Raw genomic sequence first — 15,179 nt, 5'->3', positions numbered from 1 at the left:
ATCCACCCCCTTCTCACACCGGTCAGGCGACGCGGATGAGCTTCTTGTTGACGAACTCGTCCGCGGCGAGGTGGCCCAGCTCGCGGGCGGTGCCGCTGCGCTTGACTCCGCCGAAGGGCAGCTCGGGGCTGTCGGCGAGGACGAGGTTGACGTAGACCATGCCCGCCTCGATCTTGTCGGCCACGCGCTCCGCCTGCTCGGCATCCGTCGTGAAGACGTACGAGCCGAGGCCGAACGTGGTGTCGTTCGCGAGCGCCACTGCGGCGTCCTCATCCGCGACGCGGTAGACGACGGCCGCCGGGCCGAAGAGCTCCTCGCGGTAGACGTTCATCTCGGGCGTGACGTCGGCGAGCACGGTCGGCGCGAAGAACGCGCCATCGCGGGTGCCTCCGGTGAGCAGGGTCGCGCCCTGCTCCACGGCCTGATCGACCTGCTTCTGCAGGTTCTCGGCCGCGACCTCGGAGGCGACGGGGCCGAGCACCGTGTCGTCGAGCGTCGGATCGGTCGCCTCGACCGCGGCCATCGCCGCCGTGAACTTCTCCACGAAGGCGTCGTACAGGCCGTCGACGATGATGAAGCGCTTGGCGCCGTTGCAAGCCTGACCGTTGTTGTCCAGACGCGCGGCGACGCCGGCCTCGACGGTCGCGTCGATGTCGTCCGTCGACAGCACGATGAACGGGTCGGACCCGCCGAGCTCCAGCGCCACCTTCTTCAGGTTGCGTCCGGCGATCTCAGCGACCGCCGCGCCCGCGCGCTCCGAACCCGTCAGTGACACGCCCTGCACGCGCGGGTCGGCGATCATCGTCGCGATCTGCTCGTTCGTGGCGAGCACGCTCTGGTACGCGCCCTTCGGGAAGCCCGCGTCGTGGTAGATCGCCTCGAGAGCGGCCGAGGACTCCGGGCACTGCGGCGCCGGCTTCAGCAGGATCGTGTTGCCCACGATCAGGTTCGGCGCCGCGAAGCGCACGATCTGGTACGCCGGGAAGTTCCACGGCATGATCCCGATGAGCGGACCGAGGGAGGAACGGCGGATGAGCGCGGACCCGTCGCCGAGGATCGCGATCGGCTGGTCGGCCATGATCGCCTCGGCCTGGTCGGCGTAGTACTCGGCGATGTCGGCGGCGAAGTCGACCTCTCCGAGCGCGGCCTCGCGGGGCTTGCCCATCTCGCGCACGAAGATGTCGGCCAGCTCCTCCCGACGCTCGCGGTGCAGCTCGGCGGCGCGACGGAGCAGAGCAGCGCGCTCCGCGACCGTGGTGCCTCGCGACCACTCCCGGTGCGCGCTGTCGGCGGCGGCGAGCGCCTCCTCGACCTGTGCGTCCGTCAGCGTCGGGAACGACGCCAGCGTCTCTCCGGTGGCGGGGTTGATGACTGCGTAGTCGACCATTTCTCTCCTCGTCTGAGCCGTCCGGTCAGGAGACCGGGATCAGCGTGTACTTGGTGGACAGGTACTCGTGGATGCCCTCGAGGCCGCCCTCGCGGCCGACGCCGGACTGCTTGACGCCGCCGAAGGGTGCGGCCGCGTTGGAGACCACGCCGACGTTGAGCCCCATCATGCCCGTCTCCAGGTCGGCGATCATCCGCTGACCGCGCTGCAGGTTCTCGGTGAACACGTACGACACCAGGCCGTACTCGGTGTCGTTGGCGAGGCGGACCGCCTCCTCCTCGGTCTCGAAGGTCGCGATCGCGAGGACCGGGCCGAAGATCTCCTCACGGAGGATCGCGCTGCCCGCGACGACGTCGGTGAGCACGGTGGGCTCGTAGAAGCTGCCGGCGCCGTCGAGCGCCTTGCCTCCAGCGAGCAGCGTCGCGCCGCGGTCGACGGCGTCGCCCACGAGCTCGGCGGCCTTGGCGACGGCATCCGCATCGATGAGCGGGCCGATCGCGACGCCCTCCTCGGTGCCCCGGCCGATCTTCATCGCGTTGACGCGCTCGGTGACCCGGCGGCCGAACTCGGCGGCGACGTCCTTGTGCACGATGAAGCGGTTGGCTGCCGTGCACGCCTGACCGATGTTGCGGAACTTCGCCGCGAGGGCGCCCTCGACGGCCTTGTCCAGATCCGCGTCGTCGAAGACGACGAACGGGGCGTTGCCGCCGAGCTCCATCGAGACGCGCAGCACACCCTCGGCGGCCTGGGCGATGAGCTTGCGACCCACCTCGGTCGATCCGGTGAACGACAGCTTCCGCAGACGCGGGTCGGCGATGATCGGTGCCGACAGCGCGCTCGAGCGCGAGGTCTGCACGACGTTCACGACGCCGGCCGGGAGACCGGCCTTCTCGAGCAGCGAGGTGAAGAACATCGTGGTGAGCGGCGTGAGTGCCGGGGGCTTGATGACGACCGTGCAGCCGGCGGCGAGAGCCGGTGCGATCTTGCGCGTCGCCATCGCGAACGGGAAGTTCCACGGCGTCACGAAGAACGAGGGCCCGACCGGGCGCTGCGAGACGACCATGTTCCCGGTGCCCTCGGGGTTGATGCCGTAGCGACCGCTGATGCGCACGGCCTCCTCGCTGAACCAGCGCAGGAACTCGCCGCCGTAGGCGACCTCACCCCTGGCCTCGGCGAGCGGCTTGCCCATCTCGAGGGTCATCAGCAGCGCCAGGTCCTCCTTGTGCTCCTGCACGAGGTCGAACGCGCGGCGCAGGATGTCGCTGCGGGTGCGGGGCGCGGTCGCAGCCCACGAGTCCTGAGCCGCCACGGCGGCGTCGAGCGCGCGGATGCCGTCGCCGGGCGTCGCGTCGGCGATGGTGCGGATGACCGCTCCGGTGGCCGGGTCCTGCACGTCGAAGGTGGCTCCGGTCTCGCCGTCGATCCACTGACCGCCGATGAAGAGGCCGGTGGGGATGCTGTCGAGCAGCGCCTGCTCTGTCTGAGTGCTCATGGGTTCTCTTTCTGTGGGGTGCGGGCAGAGGGGTGTCAGCGGCGACGGGCGCTCGGCGGGGCGTCCACGCTCAGCGTCTTGCCGCGGAAGAAGTCGGGATTGACGATCCGCTGGACGATCATCAGCACGGCGCCGAAGACGAGCAGGCCGACGCCGATGAAGAACACGATGCCGATGCCGCCCTCGCCGTCCGCATCGGCGCCGATGGCGATCGATCCGAAGTCGGGCGCGAGGCTGTCGATCGCGGTGACCACGAAGAGCACCAGCAGGATGACTCCGCCGACGAGGGGGCTCGCGAGCTTGAAGAAGAAGTCCTTGCCCGAGTCGAACCACTGGTGACGGAAGTACCACACGCACGACAGCGCCGTGATGCCGTAGTAGAAGCAGATCATCATGCCCAGCGCGAGGATCGTGTCCCACAGCGCATCCTCGCTGAGGAAGCGCATCACGGCGTAGAACCCGCCCGCGACGATGGCGGACGCGATCGTCGCGAATCCCGGCGTGAAGAACCGCGGGTTGACCCCGGCGAATCGCTGGGGCACCGCCCCGTAGTGACCCATCGCCAGCAGGGTCCTGGCCGGCGAGATGAACGTCGACTGCAGCGACGACGCCGAGGAGGTGAGCACGGCCAGCGAGAGCAGGAACGCGAGGCCGCCCATCACCGGACCCGACAGCGCGAAGAACACGTTGCCGCCGATCTCCTCGTTCATGAGCCCGAGGCCCTTGTCGCCGATGCCGGAGTACATCAGGCTGCTGACCGTGAGCAGCAGGTAGATCGCGATGATCGAGAGCACCGTGAGCATGGCCGCGCGTCCGGGCGTGCGCTCGGGATCCTTGGCCTCCTCGTTCATCGTGAGGGTGACGTCCCACCCCCAGAACATGAAGACGGATGCGGAGAGCCCCATCACGATCACCGACAGGCCGCCCTGGATCGCGAAGGGGTTGAACCAGGAGAGCTCGGGCATGTGCGGCTCGAAGGCACCGCCCTGGACGGTCTGGACGATCGCCATCACGGCGAACACCACGAGGATCACGATCTGGAACGCCACGAGGCCGTACTGCAGCTTCTGCGAGGTCGAGACGTCCCGATAGGACACCCAGGCGGCGAGAGCGACGAAGATGAGGCACACCGCCACGTTCACGAACGGGTTGCGGGTGATCTCGGCGATGGCCTCGTTGCCCGAGATCTGCGAGATCAGCAGGAAGAGGAAGTCGACGGCGATGCCGGCGAGATTGGACAGCACCAGGATCGTCGCGACGATCAGACCCCACCCGGCCATCCAGCCGACGTACGGGCCGAAGGCCCTGGTCGCCCAGGTGAAGCTCGTGCCGGAGTCGGGCATGGCGTTGTTGAGCTCTCGGTACCCGAAGGCGACGAGCAGCATCGGGATGAATCCGAGCAGCAGGATCGCCGGAACCTGGAATCCGACGGCGCCCACTGCGCCGCCGATGCCGGCGGTGTACGTGTACGCCGGGGCGATGCACGAGATGCCCATCACCAGGGCGCCCATCACGCCCACGGTGCCGACGCTCAGGCCCTTGCGCGAGATCCCGCCGGTCACCGGATGCTCGGCGTCGGGCGCCGCCTCACCGGATGCGGAGGATCCGGGGCCGGTGGGGAGCAGAGGCTTCGTCGACTCGCTCATGGGTCACACTCCTTCCGCGCGGGTGCGCGGGACGACGATCATGGGAACGGGCAGCACGTGCAGCATCTTCGCCGCCGTGGAGCCGAGGAACAGACGTCGCGGCTGCGCGAGCCGCGAGGATCCGACGAGGATGACCTCGCCGGGCAGCCAGGACAGGTTCGCGACCGCGTCCTCGACGCTGTCGCCGGGAGCCTCCTCGATCACGGCGCCGAGGTCGTCGGGCAGGATCTCCTTCGCGACCGCGAGCACGTCGTGCGCGTGGGCGTTGCCGACCAGGCGGATCGCGCCCGTGTCGAGCCCCGGGGGCACGTCGAAGGGCACCAGGGAGACGAGGCGGAGGTCGGTGCCGGTGTCGGCGGCGATGGACGTCGCCTCGTCGAGCAGGACCTCGGCGCCCGGCCGGGTGCCGACGGCCACCGTCACACGCGGGACGACGTGGTCGTCCTCCTGTGCGGCGCCGGCGGTGGCCAGCGCCACCGGGATGGTGGACGAGTGCAGCAGCTCGGAGGCGACGCTGCCGAGACGATGACGCCCGAAGAGGCCTCCGCCCGCAGCTCCGACGACGATCAGTCGAGCGCCGAACTCCTCACCGGCGGCGATGAGCCCCTCGGCGAACGACTCGCCGAACCGCACGTGCCCCGAGCGGGTGAGGTTCTGCGGCAGCGCCATGATGGCCTCCGACAGCCACTGCTTCGCCTGCGCGCGGATGTGGTCCTCGTAGGCGCGCTCCGGCGGCACGATGGGGCTGCGCGTGCCCTCGGAGGGCAGCACGATCACCAGGTGCAGGGAGGCGCCGAGGCTGCGCGCGAGGCGCGCGCCCAGAGCCGCGGCATCCGCTCCCTGGTCCGTCGCCGTGTAGCCGACGACGATGGTTCCGGCCATCAGCCGGCGTCGCGGCTCGCGGCCACGATGTTCGATGCGGCGAGGTGGCCCATGCGGATCGCCCCGTCGACGTGCTGGTAGCCGGCGCCGGCCATGTCGCTGCATGCGAAGTGCAGGGGTCCGACGGCCGCGCGGAGGTCGGCGCCGTAGCGGTGCAGGCCGCCCATGTCGAAGCTGGCGGCGTAGGCGCCGCGGGTCCACTCCTCGGTGCCCCAGTCGCTCTCGTAGTAGACGACCGGGTTCTTGGCCTCGGGGCCGTAGTAGTGCGACAGCGACTCGAGGATGCGCTCCTTGCGCTCCTCAGCCGAGAGCGTGAAGAGGTCGTCGGCGTTCTGGTCGCTGACGAAGCCGACCAGGGTGCCGCGCTCGTCGCCGTGGTTGGTGTTGTCGTACGCCTCGTGCGACAGCTCGTAGGGGCTGAAGGCCGTGCCGCTCAGGCCCTGCTCGCGCCAGAACGGACGGTCGTAGACCGCGTGCACCTTGATGACGAAGCCCATGGAGATGTGCTGGTGCATCTGGTGCTGGCGGCGCGGAAGCGCCGGCACGAAGGAGATGCGGTTGTAGAGCACGGGCGCGAAGGCGAGGATCGCATAGCGGGCCTTGACGGTGAGCTCGTCGGTGGTCGCGACGACGCCGGAGTCGCTCCACTCGAGGGTGCGCACCGGCTGGTTCAGGAAGACGTCGTCGCCGAGACGCTCTGCCAGCAGCAGCGGAACCTGCTGGAGACCGCCCACGACGCGCTTGTCGAGGATGAAGTCGGCGTCGACGAGGTTCGAGTACGAGCCGGCGGAGGACGCCATCAGCAGCGACTGCAGCAGCGAGAACGAGTGCGTCGGCTTGGTGAGCATCGCGGACCCGGTGGCGAAGGCGAGGTTGCGCACGGCTTCGTCATCGTCGGTCTGCTGGCGCAGCCACGCGTCCCACGTGACCGAGTCCCACTCCTTGGCACGGGGGTGCGCCCAGGGCTGGTCGGGGTCGATCTCGGCGACCATGGCGTCGAGACGCTCGGTGATCTCGGCGATGACCTTCTCGGTCTCGGCCGACACGGGGAACATCTCCCCCGTGAAGCGGTGCACCTGGCCGTCGGGGCCGACGTACACGCTGTCACCCTCGCGATAGCGGCTGTAGGTCTCGAGGCCCAGCTCCTCGATCGTGTCCTTCAGCGCATCCTGGTCGGGAGAGACCCACTGTCCGCCGATCTCGAGCATGGCGCCGTCGATGACGTCGGTCCAGAGACGGCCGCCGATGCGGTCGCGCGCCTCGAGCACGGCCACAGAGAGGCCGGCCTTGCGCAGGTCGTTCGCGGCGGTGGTGCCGGCGGCTCCTGCTCCGATGATCAGTACGTCACGGGTGATCTCAGCCATGGTGCAACTCCTTCGTTGGAACGGTTATGCCGGCCGCGACTCGAAATCCCCCGACACGAGTCGCGACCGGACGTCTGTTGTGCGCCTGGGCCGCGCGAGAGCGCGACCCGTTGTGCGCCTGGACCGCGCGAGAGCGCGATCCGTCTCACGCAGGGTGGGCCGCGAGTGCCGCTGCGACGACGTCGATGCCCTCGTTCAGAAGGTCATCGCCGATGGACAGCGGCGGGAGGAAGCGGATGACGTTGCCGTAGGTGCCGCAGGTCAGGACGATGACGCCCTGTGCGATGCAGGCCTTGGCGACGGCGGCGGTGAGCGCGGCATCCGGAGCCTTGGTCTCGGGGTCCACGAACTCCGCCGCGATCATCGCGCCGTGTCCGCGGATGTCGCCGACGCGGGCGTCGCCCTGCTGGATCTCCGCGAGGCGGGCCTTCAGGATGTCGCCGATCTCGCGAGCGCGCTCGATCATGCCGTCGTTCTCGAACACGTCGATCGCGGCCAGTGCCGCGGCGCACGCGATCGGGTTGCCTCCGTAGGTGCCGCCGAGGCCACCCGAGTGCGAGGCGTCCATGATCTCGGCCCGGCCGGTGACCGCGGCGAGCGGAAGTCCGCCGGCGATGCCCTTGGCCGTGGTGATGAGGTCGGGCTCGATGCCGAAGATCTCGCTGGCGAACATGGCTCCGGTGCGGGCGAAGCCGGTCTGCACCTCGTCGGCGATGAAGACGACGCCGTTGGCACGGCACCAGTCGACGATCGCGGGGAGGAACCCGTCGGCGGGGACGATGAAGCCGCCCTCGCCCTGGATCGGCTCGATGATGACGGCGGCGAGGTTCTCTGCGCCGATCTGCTTCTCGAGCTGGAGGATCGCGCGGGCCGCAGCCTCTGCGCCGCTGAGTCCGTCGCGGAAGGGGTACGACGCGGTGGCGCGGTACACCTCGGGCGCGAACGGTCCGAAGCCGCTCTTGTAGGGCATCGACTTGGCGGTCAGCGCCATGGTCAGGTTGGTGCGGCCGTGGTAGCCGTGGTCGAAGGCCACGACGGCCTGGCGGCCGGTGTGCTTGCGGGCGATCTTGATCGCGTTCTCGACGGCCTCCGCGCCCGAGTTGAACAGCGCGCTCTTCTTGGCGAAGTCACCGGGGGTGATGCGGTTGAGCGCCTCGGCGACGCCGATGTACGACTCGTAGGGCGAGACCATGAAGCAGGTGTGGGTGAACTGCGCCGCCTGGGCGGCGACGGCTGCGGCCACCTTCGGGTGCGCGTTGCCCACGGTGGTCACGGCGATGCCGGAGCCGAGGTCGATGAGCGAGTTGCCGTCGGCGTCGACGACGACGCCTCCGCCTGCGGCGACGGCCGCGACTGGAACGGTGTGTCCGACGCCCGCTGCCACGGCATCCGCCTTGCGGGCGAGGATCTCGGCGGAGCGGGGGCCGGGGAGCTCGGTGACGAGGCGACGCTCCTGGGGGAGCTCGGGTCCGCCGAGGGGAACTGCTACAGCTGCGGTGTCGAGGAGTGCCATGCCGCGAGCGTATTCCGGGTCCGGATGCCGCTGCATTCGCCGAACTGTACAATCTGTGGAGAAGATTCTCCGGACTGTACATCGAAGGAGCGCCGTGCCCACCACGGAGCACCCCGCGCTGCGCGCGCTGCTCGCCCGCCGTGACCTGGGGCTGGCCCTGGTGTCCGCCGAGGAGGCCCTGCCGGAGGGCGCGCTCGACCGTCCGCTGCGCTGGGTCCACAGCTCGGATCTCGCCGATCCCACGCCGTTCCTCTCCGAGGACCTGGCGCTCCTGACCACGGGGACGCAGTTCGACGACGAGGCGAGCATCGACACCTATGTGGGCCGACTCTCCGACCGCGGCGTGCTCGGCCTCGGCTTCGGCACCGAGGTGCACAGGGCCGGCATCCCCGAGGAGCTGATCGCGGCGTGCGCCGCACGAGGGATGCCGCTGTTCGAGGTCCCGTACCGCACCCCGTTCATCGCGGTCGCGCGGGCGCACTCGGAGGCGATCGCCGCCCAGGCGTACGCACGCCGCTCGTGGGCCCTCGACACGCAGCGGGCGCTGGCCCTGGCCGCGCTGCGTCCGCACGGACTCGACGCGACGATCGCCGAGCTCGGCCGCCGGCTCGACGCGTGGGTCGGCATGTACGACGCCGCAGGCGCGCTCACCCTGTCGCATCCGCGCGAGGGCATCTCACCCGACGTTCTCTCCGGGCTCGGCGGGCAGGTCGTCGAGGTGCTCACGCGCGGCCTCGAGGCCGGGCAGTCGCTGAGCATCGACGGACAGACGTTCATGCTGTTCACCGTGGGGCGGGGCGGACAGCTCCGCGGGGTGATCGCCCTCGCCGTCGATGCGATCGACTCCGAGGCGCGCACCGTCGTGACGTCGGTGATCGCCATGGCCGGCCTCGCGATGGAGCAGAGCGAGCAGCTCGCCCGCAGCCGCAGACGCCTGCACACGCAGCTCCTCGGCTCGCTCCTGACCGACGACCCGGCCCTCGCCAGGAGGGTGCTCGGCGGCGTCCCGCAGGCGCCGATGGTCGTCGCCGTGGCCTCCGACGCCCCCGCGGGGCCTCTCGTCGACTGGTGGGAGCGCCGCCGCGCAGACCACGGCACGGCGTCTTTCGTCGCCGAGTCCGTCGAGGGGGTCGTGATGTGCGTCTCCGCCGGAGACGAGCACCTGTTCGACGACGTGGCCTCGCGGTTCGGCATCCGCCTCGGGGTCTCCGAGCCGGAGTCGTACGATGCTTTCACCCGTGCGCACGCGCAGGCCCTGACCTCGCTGCGCCAGCAGGGCGACGTCGGCGCCTTCCGCTACGCGGACACGGTGGGGTCGAGCATCCTCAGCGCCCTCGCGACCGACGAGGCACGGCTGGTCGCCGAGTCCCGGCTCGCACCGCTGCGCGACCACGACGCGGCGACGGGCGGCGACCTGGAGCACGCGCTGCGGACGTGGCTCGAGCACGACGCCCGCGCCGAGCCGGCGGCGCTCGCGCTGGGCGTGCACCGCCACACGCTGCGTTCGCGGATCTCGCAGGCCGGCGTCCTGCTCGGAATCGACCTGGGATCCTTCCCCGCCCGCGCGGAGGCGTGGACGCTGCTGCAGACCGCGCGGGACTGAGGTCAGCCGCGCGCGTCGAGGGCGTCGAGCAGCGCCGCTGCCGTGCCGGTGAACTCGGGGCCGTGGCCGGGGAAGATGCGGGTCTCGGGGAGGCCCCTGAGCCTCTCCAGACTGCGGCGGGTCTCGGCGGTGTCCTCGCTGAAGGGGGCGAGCCGTGCCCCTCCCTCCCCCGTGAGCACGTGGCGGGTGGTGATGGCGTCGCCGAGGAAGAGCGCGTCGACGACCGGCACGCGGATCGCGGCCGACCCCCGCGTGTGACCGGGGGTCGCGATGAACTCGGGGCGCCCGGGGAGGTCGAGCACGTCGCCGTCGGAGACGGCGTGGAGTTCGAGCGGACGCACGGTGCGCAGTCCCCCTCGGCGCAGCGTGTTCCAGAGGAACCGCAGCACCGGACCGAGGCGCCACTCCCCGGCCTTGACCTTCTTGGTCGTGCGACCCGTGGCGAGGTCCTCGTCGAGACCGAGGATGTGGATGGGGATGCCGTGCTCTGCGCGCAGCTGCTCGGCGATGCCGATGTGGTCGACGTCGCCGTGGGTCAGCACGATGCCGCGGATGTCGGAGAGCGAGCGCCCTGCGTCGCGGAGTGCGGCGCGGAGGATGCCGAGGTCGCCGGAGAGCCCGGCGTCGATGAGCGTCACACCCTCGTCGGTCACGACGGCGTGGATGGCGATGATGTCGTCGCCGATGCGGAGCAGCTGTGCGGTCATGTTGGCTACGATACATAGCCTTGATGGCTACAGTCAATAGCCATATGCTGGAGGCATGCCCGCACCGCAGAGAGTGAGCACTCCCGAGCTCGTCGCCGCCATCCGATCCATCGCCGAGCGCGACGGACTGGATGCCGTCACCATGAGCACGGTCGCGGCATCCGTCGGCGTCCGCGCGCCGAGCCTGTACAAGCGCGCGGCGAACCGGCACGAGCTGCTGCGCCTCGCCGCCGATGACGCGGCGACCGAACTGGGCGAGGAGATCTCGGCCATCGCGGCGGCGTCGGACGAGCCGCGGGACGTGCTGGCCGGAGCCGCCCGCGCGCTGCGGGCACTGGCCGCGCGCTCCCCGAACATCACCACGCTGCTGTTCTGCGCCCCCGCACCGCTCGCGACCCCCTCGCCCGAGACGATCGCTCCGCTCATGACCATGCTGCTCGACACGGTGCGCCGCATCTCCCCCGACGATCCGCTGTCGTCCGCGCGCACCCTCACGGCGTGGGCCTACGGCTTCAGCACGATGGAGCAGAACGGCGGCTTCCGCCAGGGCGGCGACGTCGACACCGCATTCGAGCACGGCCTCGAGATCGTGCTGCGCGGCATCGGGGCGTGACCCCGGGCAGGACGGATCCGCTCAGTCCTGCGCGGCGAGCACCCGCCGACATCCGGCGATGTCGCGCTCCGACTGCGCGACGAGCTCGGCCACGTCGGCGAAGCGCAGGGTCGGCCGCAGGACGGCGATCAGCACGACGTCGAGGCGCCGCCCGTAGAGGTCGAGGTCGACGTCGTGCACGTGCACCTCGACCCTGCGGGGCCGCTCCCCCGCGAACGTGGGGTTCGTGCCGACGCTGACCGTGGCCGGCATCCGCGGATCGGCGCCGTCGATCCCCACCCTGGCCGCGTAGATGCCGTCGTCTGGCAGGTCGGCGCCGTCGCAGGAGAGGTTCGCCGTGGGGATGCCGAGCCCCCTCCCCCTGCCGTCTCCGGGGACCACCTCGCCTGCGATCGACCGGGGGTGCGGCGGGTTCACTCCCCGGTCTCGGAGGTCGCGATCGTGCGGTAGCGGCTCTGGTGGAACACGAGCGGCTCGACCTCGCCGAACACGCTGATGTCGGCGATCTCGTACAGAGCGATCTCGTGGTCTCCGCCGTCGAAGGTGCTGTGCAGGCGGCAGGTCAACCAGAGCGCCGCGTCCTCGATGAGGATCGCGCCGCCGTCGGTCGCGCGCCACCCGTGCTGGCCGAAGCGGTCACCCTCGCGGGAGGAGAGCATGCGGCTCAGCGGCTCGTGGTGGGCGGCGAGGACGCTCATGCCGAGCTCGGGCACGGCCCGCAGCACCGGCCAGGTCTTCGACGTGCGCGCGGCGCTGATCGCCACGAGCGCTGGCTCCAGCGAGATCGACGTGAACGAGTTGACCGCCATGCCGACGGCACGCCCTTCCACCTCCGCGGCCAGCGCCACGACGCCGGTCGGGTAGATCGAGAAGGCCCGACGCAGGGCGATATCGCGGGGAAGGACTTCGGGCGCCGCAGTCGTCATTTCGGGTTCCTTTCATTTAGTCAACTTTGACTAGTTCAGATTGTACGTAACTTTGACCATGCAAACAAGCCGATTCTCGACGATCGAGCCGTTAGCATGAGGGCATGTCGACCACCCGCCTCGTCGTCCTCGGCGCCGTGAAGCAGTTCCAACCCGTGCACGGCTACTTCCTCCGACGCGAGCTGATGACCTGGCACGTCGACGAGTGGGCGCACATCCAGCCCGGCTCGATCTACAACGCCCTGCGCGCCCTCGAGGTCGACGGCTACGTCGCCGAGAGCGGCACCGAGACCGAGGGCAAGCGCCCCGCTCGCACCACCTACCGCATCACCCCGGCCGGGGAGGTGGAGCTGCAGCGGATGCTGCGAGAGAACCTCTGGAACGTCGCTCCGTTCGACACCCAGGCGATCATGACGATCGCCTCGTTCATGTTCGTGCTGAGCCGCCAGGAGGTCATCGCGGGCCTCGAGCACCGCCTCATCAAGAGCGACGCGATCATCACCGCCAACGGCTTCGACGTGCAGGACACGCTCCGCTCGGAGACGACGCCGAAGTACGTCCGCGAGATCTTCGACCTCTCCACCGCCCGGCTCACCGCCGAGAAGCAGTGGCTGCTCGAGCTCCTCGACCGCCTCAGGCAGGGCGAGTACGTGTTCGCCGGTGAGGAGCCCGCGGCGGCCGCCGCTGCGGCCCCGGCCGAGGCTGCAGCGGAATAGCCCGCGCCTCAGCGCTGAGCGCGCGGCGCTCAGCGCGTCGCGACGAGAGCGGCCAGAGCCGCCGGAGCGAGCGCGGCGGTGTTCGCCCCGCGGTGCAGCGCCACGATCGCCCCGGCAGCGGATGCCGTGACCAGGGCGTCCTCGATGGCGACGCCGGCGGCGAGCGCCGCGGCGAGCGCTCCGCAGAACGCGTCACCGGCTCCGGTCGTGTCGACGGGGTCGATGGGGAACGCCGGGATGCGCAGCACGGGCTCCCCCGCTCTGTGCAGCTCGACCCCGTCGCCGCCGCGCGTGAGCACGATGGTCTCGGCGCCCGCGGCGTGCAGTCGATCCGCGCCGCCGAGCTCCGCGCATTCGGTCTCGTTGACGATGAGGACGTCGACGTGGGCCAGGAGAGCCAGTGCGGACTCCGCCGCCGGGGCCGCGTTCAGGAGCGTCCGCGCGCCGGCGTGACGCCCGGCCCGCAGCGCCGCGTCGACGGTCTCCGCCGGCACCTCGAGCTGGGCGAGCACCACGGCGGCCCCGGCGACGCCGGACACGGCATCCTCGGCGGTGAGCTCCTCGTTCGCGCCGGCGGCGACCACGATGCTGTTGTCGCCGTCAGGCAGGGCCAGGATGTGCGCGACGCCGGTGGGGGCGGCATCCGTCCTCCGGAGGCCCGCTGCCACTCCCGCATCCACGAGCGTCCGTCGCAGCAGGTCTCCCGCCTCGTCGGCGCCGACCGACCCGCAGAAGCGGACGTCCGCGCCGCTGCGGGCCGCGGCGACCGCCTGGTTGAGGCCCTTGCCTCCGGAGAAGCGGCCGCCCGCGCGTCCGAGCAGCGTCTCGCCGACGAGCGGGGGGCGCGCCACCTCGACCACGAGGTCGACGTTCGCGCTCCCCACCACGGCGACGCCGGAGAGGCTCTCAGACACGCGAGAGGGACCCCCGGTACGACGATCCGGTGTGCGACTCCGCCAGAGCGGGGCTCGACGTGCCCATCAGCCGCTCGCGCAGCGACTGCGGCTCGCTCGAGGGCTCCGCGATCGCGCCGCGCTCCTTGAGGATCGGCAGCACGTGCTCGATGAAGTCCGCGGTGGAGGCGGGCGGGATCACCGGCGAGAAGAGGAAGCCGTCGAGATCGGCCCCTTCGGCGAGCTCGATCATGCGGTCGGCGATCTGTTCGGGCGTGCCCACGATCGGCCGCGCTCCGACGCCGTGCGCGTGCCAGTCGCCCAGCACGTCTCCGACGGTCTTGTCGGCGAAGCGCGCGACCTGGGTCTGCGACAGCTCGGTGCTCAGCTCCGCCATCGGCGTCTCCGGCGCGTACGACGACAGGTCGAGGCCCGTGAACCACGCGTAGGAGGCGACCGTGACCTCGGGGTTCTGCGCGTCGGCGACCTCGGCGTACGTGCGCCGCGCCTCCTCCTCGGTGCTTCCGACGACGGCGGCGAACGCCGACATGATCTTCACCTCGCGCGCCGCGCGGCCGTTCTTCACGGCCTCCTCGCGGATCGCGACGGAGTGGGCGCGGAGCTGCTCGACGCTGCCGGCGCCGACGAAGATCGCCTCGCCGTGCTTGCCGCCGAACTCGCGACCGGCGGGCGACGCCCCGGCCTGGAACAGCACGGGAGTACCCTGCGGCGAGCGCGAGGTGTTGCCGTAGCCGTGCGAGCGGAAGTACGGGCCGTCGTGCGCGATGCGGTGCACCTTCGACGGATCGGCGAAGCGGCCGGACTTGTCGCGCTCCAGCGCGCCCTCCTCCCAGGCCTGCTCCCACAGCTTGTAGACGACCTGCATGAAGTCGTCCGCCATGAGGTAGCGCTCGTCGTGCCCGACCATCGGCACACCGAACCCCTGCACGGCCGTGTCGGCGGTGCCGGTGGTCACGACGTTCCAGCCGATGCGCCCGCCGGACAGGATGTCGAGGGTCGCCATCCTGCGCGCGAACGAGTACGGCGGCTCCAGCAGCGTCGAACCGGTGGCGACGAGCCCGAGCCGGGTGGTCTCGGGGATCAGCGCCCCGAGGATGATCGCCGGATCCAGGCGAGGCAGGTCGAGTCCCTCCACCGAGCAGATGTCGGGGCGCTCCCCCGCGACGTCGGCCCACCCCCACGCATCGGCGAGGAAGAGGAAGTCGAAGCCGGCGTCCTCCGCCATGCGCGCGGTGTCGCGCCAGTACTCGAGCGTGTCGAAGAGATAGCGCCCGTTGGCGGGGTGACGCCAGGTCGCGGTTCCGGAGTCGTTCGCCTGGGCGTTCTCGAAGAGGCCGAGGCGCAGCTGCTTGACGGTCATGTGCGTGCCTTCCTTGTGGGTGATGAGGGGTCTCCGGGCATGCCGGAGGAACCCGG

Annotated in this window: 14 protein-coding genes; 3 read left to right on the top strand and 11 right to left on the bottom strand. The window is 70.7% G+C overall.

Annotated elements, in window-relative coordinates; genetic code table 11:
- Positions 1-22: 22 nt before the first annotated feature.
- The 6 genes from LC438_RS04925 to gabT all read right to left on the bottom strand — a co-directional run bounded on the left by LC438_RS04925 (position 23) and on the right by gabT (position 8,284).
- Entirely contained in the window at positions 23-1,387 is a 1,365-nt protein-coding gene (locus LC438_RS04925; RefSeq protein WP_223586003.1) for an NAD-dependent succinate-semialdehyde dehydrogenase, read from the bottom strand.
- Positions 1,388-1,412: 25 nt separating this feature from the next.
- The gene (locus LC438_RS04920) at positions 1,413-2,879 is read right to left on the bottom strand and encodes an NAD-dependent succinate-semialdehyde dehydrogenase (RefSeq protein WP_105673586.1); all 1,467 of its coding nucleotides are present in this window, start codon (positions 2,877-2,879) and stop codon (positions 1,413-1,415) included.
- A 35-nt stretch (positions 2,880-2,914) separates the two neighbouring features.
- Positions 2,915-4,525 (bottom strand): APC family permease, encoded by a 1,611-nt coding sequence (locus LC438_RS04915; RefSeq protein ID WP_223586002.1) that lies wholly within the window; start codon positions 4,523-4,525, stop codon positions 2,915-2,917.
- Between the two features lie 3 nt (positions 4,526-4,528).
- Complete coding sequence (locus LC438_RS04910; RefSeq protein ID WP_223586001.1) at positions 4,529-5,407, bottom strand: universal stress protein; 879 nt, start codon at positions 5,405-5,407, stop codon at positions 4,529-4,531.
- On the bottom strand, positions 5,407-6,771 hold the full coding sequence (locus LC438_RS04905; RefSeq protein WP_105673591.1) for an NAD(P)/FAD-dependent oxidoreductase: 1,365 nt from the start codon (positions 6,769-6,771) through the stop codon (positions 5,407-5,409). The genes LC438_RS04910 and LC438_RS04905 overlap by 1 nt, the downstream gene beginning before the upstream one ends.
- Before the next feature lie 145 nt (positions 6,772-6,916).
- The gene (gene gabT, locus LC438_RS04900; RefSeq protein ID WP_223586000.1) at positions 6,917-8,284 is read right to left on the bottom strand and encodes a 4-aminobutyrate--2-oxoglutarate transaminase; all 1,368 of its coding nucleotides are present in this window, start codon (positions 8,282-8,284) and stop codon (positions 6,917-6,919) included.
- A gap of 94 nt (positions 8,285-8,378) precedes the next feature.
- Here gabT and LC438_RS04895 point away from each other — a divergent pair, with 94 nt between their 5' ends.
- Positions 8,379-9,887, top strand: coding sequence for a PucR family transcriptional regulator (locus LC438_RS04895; RefSeq protein WP_223585999.1), 1,509 nt, complete (start codon positions 8,379-8,381; stop codon positions 9,885-9,887).
- A 2-nt stretch (positions 9,888-9,889) separates the two neighbouring features.
- On the opposite strand, the gene LC438_RS04890 is transcribed toward LC438_RS04895, so the two are convergent.
- Positions 9,890-10,594: an MBL fold metallo-hydrolase gene (locus LC438_RS04890; RefSeq protein WP_105673597.1), complete on the bottom strand. Its 705-nt coding sequence runs from the start codon at positions 10,592-10,594 to the stop codon at positions 9,890-9,892.
- Positions 10,595-10,649: 55 nt separating this feature from the next.
- On the opposite strand from LC438_RS04890, the gene LC438_RS04885 reads away from it, so the two are divergent.
- The gene (locus LC438_RS04885; RefSeq protein ID WP_105673599.1) at positions 10,650-11,207 is read left to right on the top strand and encodes a TetR/AcrR family transcriptional regulator; all 558 of its coding nucleotides are present in this window, start codon (positions 10,650-10,652) and stop codon (positions 11,205-11,207) included.
- 21 nt (positions 11,208-11,228) lie between these two features.
- On the opposite strand, the gene LC438_RS04880 is transcribed toward LC438_RS04885, so the two are convergent.
- Together LC438_RS04880 and LC438_RS04875 are read right to left on the bottom strand one after the other, a co-directional pair.
- Positions 11,229-11,624 carry a riboflavin kinase gene (locus LC438_RS04880; RefSeq protein ID WP_223585998.1) on the bottom strand — a complete coding sequence of 132 codons (396 nt, stop codon included), beginning with the start codon at positions 11,622-11,624 and terminating at the stop codon, positions 11,229-11,231.
- Complete coding sequence (locus tag LC438_RS04875) at positions 11,621-12,133, bottom strand: flavin reductase family protein (protein ID WP_105673603.1); 513 nt, start codon at positions 12,131-12,133, stop codon at positions 11,621-11,623. Before LC438_RS04875 ends, LC438_RS04880 begins: the two co-directional genes overlap by 4 nt.
- 104 nt (positions 12,134-12,237) lie before the next feature.
- Between LC438_RS04875 and LC438_RS04870 the strand changes: the two genes are divergently transcribed.
- Positions 12,238-12,849: a PadR family transcriptional regulator gene (locus LC438_RS04870; protein ID WP_105673605.1), complete on the top strand. Its 612-nt coding sequence runs from the start codon at positions 12,238-12,240 to the stop codon at positions 12,847-12,849.
- A 29-nt stretch (positions 12,850-12,878) separates the two neighbouring features.
- On the opposite strand, the gene LC438_RS04865 is transcribed toward LC438_RS04870, so the two are convergent.
- Both LC438_RS04865 and LC438_RS04860 read right to left on the bottom strand, forming a co-directional pair.
- Positions 12,879-13,763 (bottom strand): ribokinase, encoded by an 885-nt coding sequence (locus LC438_RS04865; RefSeq protein ID WP_105673607.1) that lies wholly within the window; start codon positions 13,761-13,763, stop codon positions 12,879-12,881.
- Positions 13,756-15,123, bottom strand: coding sequence for an NtaA/DmoA family FMN-dependent monooxygenase (locus tag LC438_RS04860; protein ID WP_105673609.1), 1,368 nt, complete (start codon positions 15,121-15,123; stop codon positions 13,756-13,758). The genes LC438_RS04865 and LC438_RS04860 overlap by 8 nt, the downstream gene beginning before the upstream one ends.
- Positions 15,124-15,179: the final 56 nt, after the last annotated feature.

The organism is Microbacterium sp. OVT16B, from assembly GCF_019969705.1.
In the GTDB taxonomy this organism is placed as follows: domain Bacteria; phylum Actinomycetota; class Actinomycetes; order Actinomycetales; family Microbacteriaceae; genus Microbacterium; species Microbacterium natoriense.
This window is presented reverse-complemented; position numbering and strand designations above follow the sequence as displayed.

What these genes read in the sequence shown, in the direction of transcription:
- LC438_RS04870 (WP_105673605.1), top strand. Translation starts at nt 12,238, where the DNA reads ATGTCGACCACCCGCCTCGTCGTCCTCGGCGCCGTGAAGCAGTTCCAA.
- LC438_RS04910 (WP_223586001.1), bottom strand. Translation starts at nt 5,407, where the DNA reads ATGGCCGGAACCATCGTCGTCGGCTACACGGCGACGGACCAGGGAGCG.
- LC438_RS04920 (WP_105673586.1), bottom strand. Translation starts at nt 2,879, where the DNA reads ATGAGCACTCAGACAGAGCAGGCGCTGCTCGACAGCATCCCCACCGGC.
- LC438_RS04915 (WP_223586002.1), bottom strand. Translation starts at nt 4,525, where the DNA reads ATGAGCGAGTCGACGAAGCCTCTGCTCCCCACCGGCCCCGGATCCTCC.
- LC438_RS04860 (WP_105673609.1), bottom strand. Translation starts at nt 15,123, where the DNA reads ATGACCGTCAAGCAGCTGCGCCTCGGCCTCTTCGAGAACGCCCAGGCG.
- LC438_RS04890 (WP_105673597.1), bottom strand. Translation starts at nt 10,594, where the DNA reads ATGACCGCACAGCTGCTCCGCATCGGCGACGACATCATCGCCATCCAC.
- LC438_RS04905 (WP_105673591.1), bottom strand. Translation starts at nt 6,771, where the DNA reads ATGGCTGAGATCACCCGTGACGTACTGATCATCGGAGCAGGAGCCGCC.
- gabT (WP_223586000.1), bottom strand. Translation starts at nt 8,284, where the DNA reads ATGGCACTCCTCGACACCGCAGCTGTAGCAGTTCCCCTCGGCGGACCC.
- LC438_RS04875 (WP_105673603.1), bottom strand. Translation starts at nt 12,133, where the DNA reads ATGACGACTGCGGCGCCCGAAGTCCTTCCCCGCGATATCGCCCTGCGT.
- LC438_RS04925 (WP_223586003.1), bottom strand. Translation starts at nt 1,387, where the DNA reads ATGGTCGACTACGCAGTCATCAACCCCGCCACCGGAGAGACGCTGGCG.
- LC438_RS04885 (WP_105673599.1), top strand. Translation starts at nt 10,650, where the DNA reads ATGCCCGCACCGCAGAGAGTGAGCACTCCCGAGCTCGTCGCCGCCATC.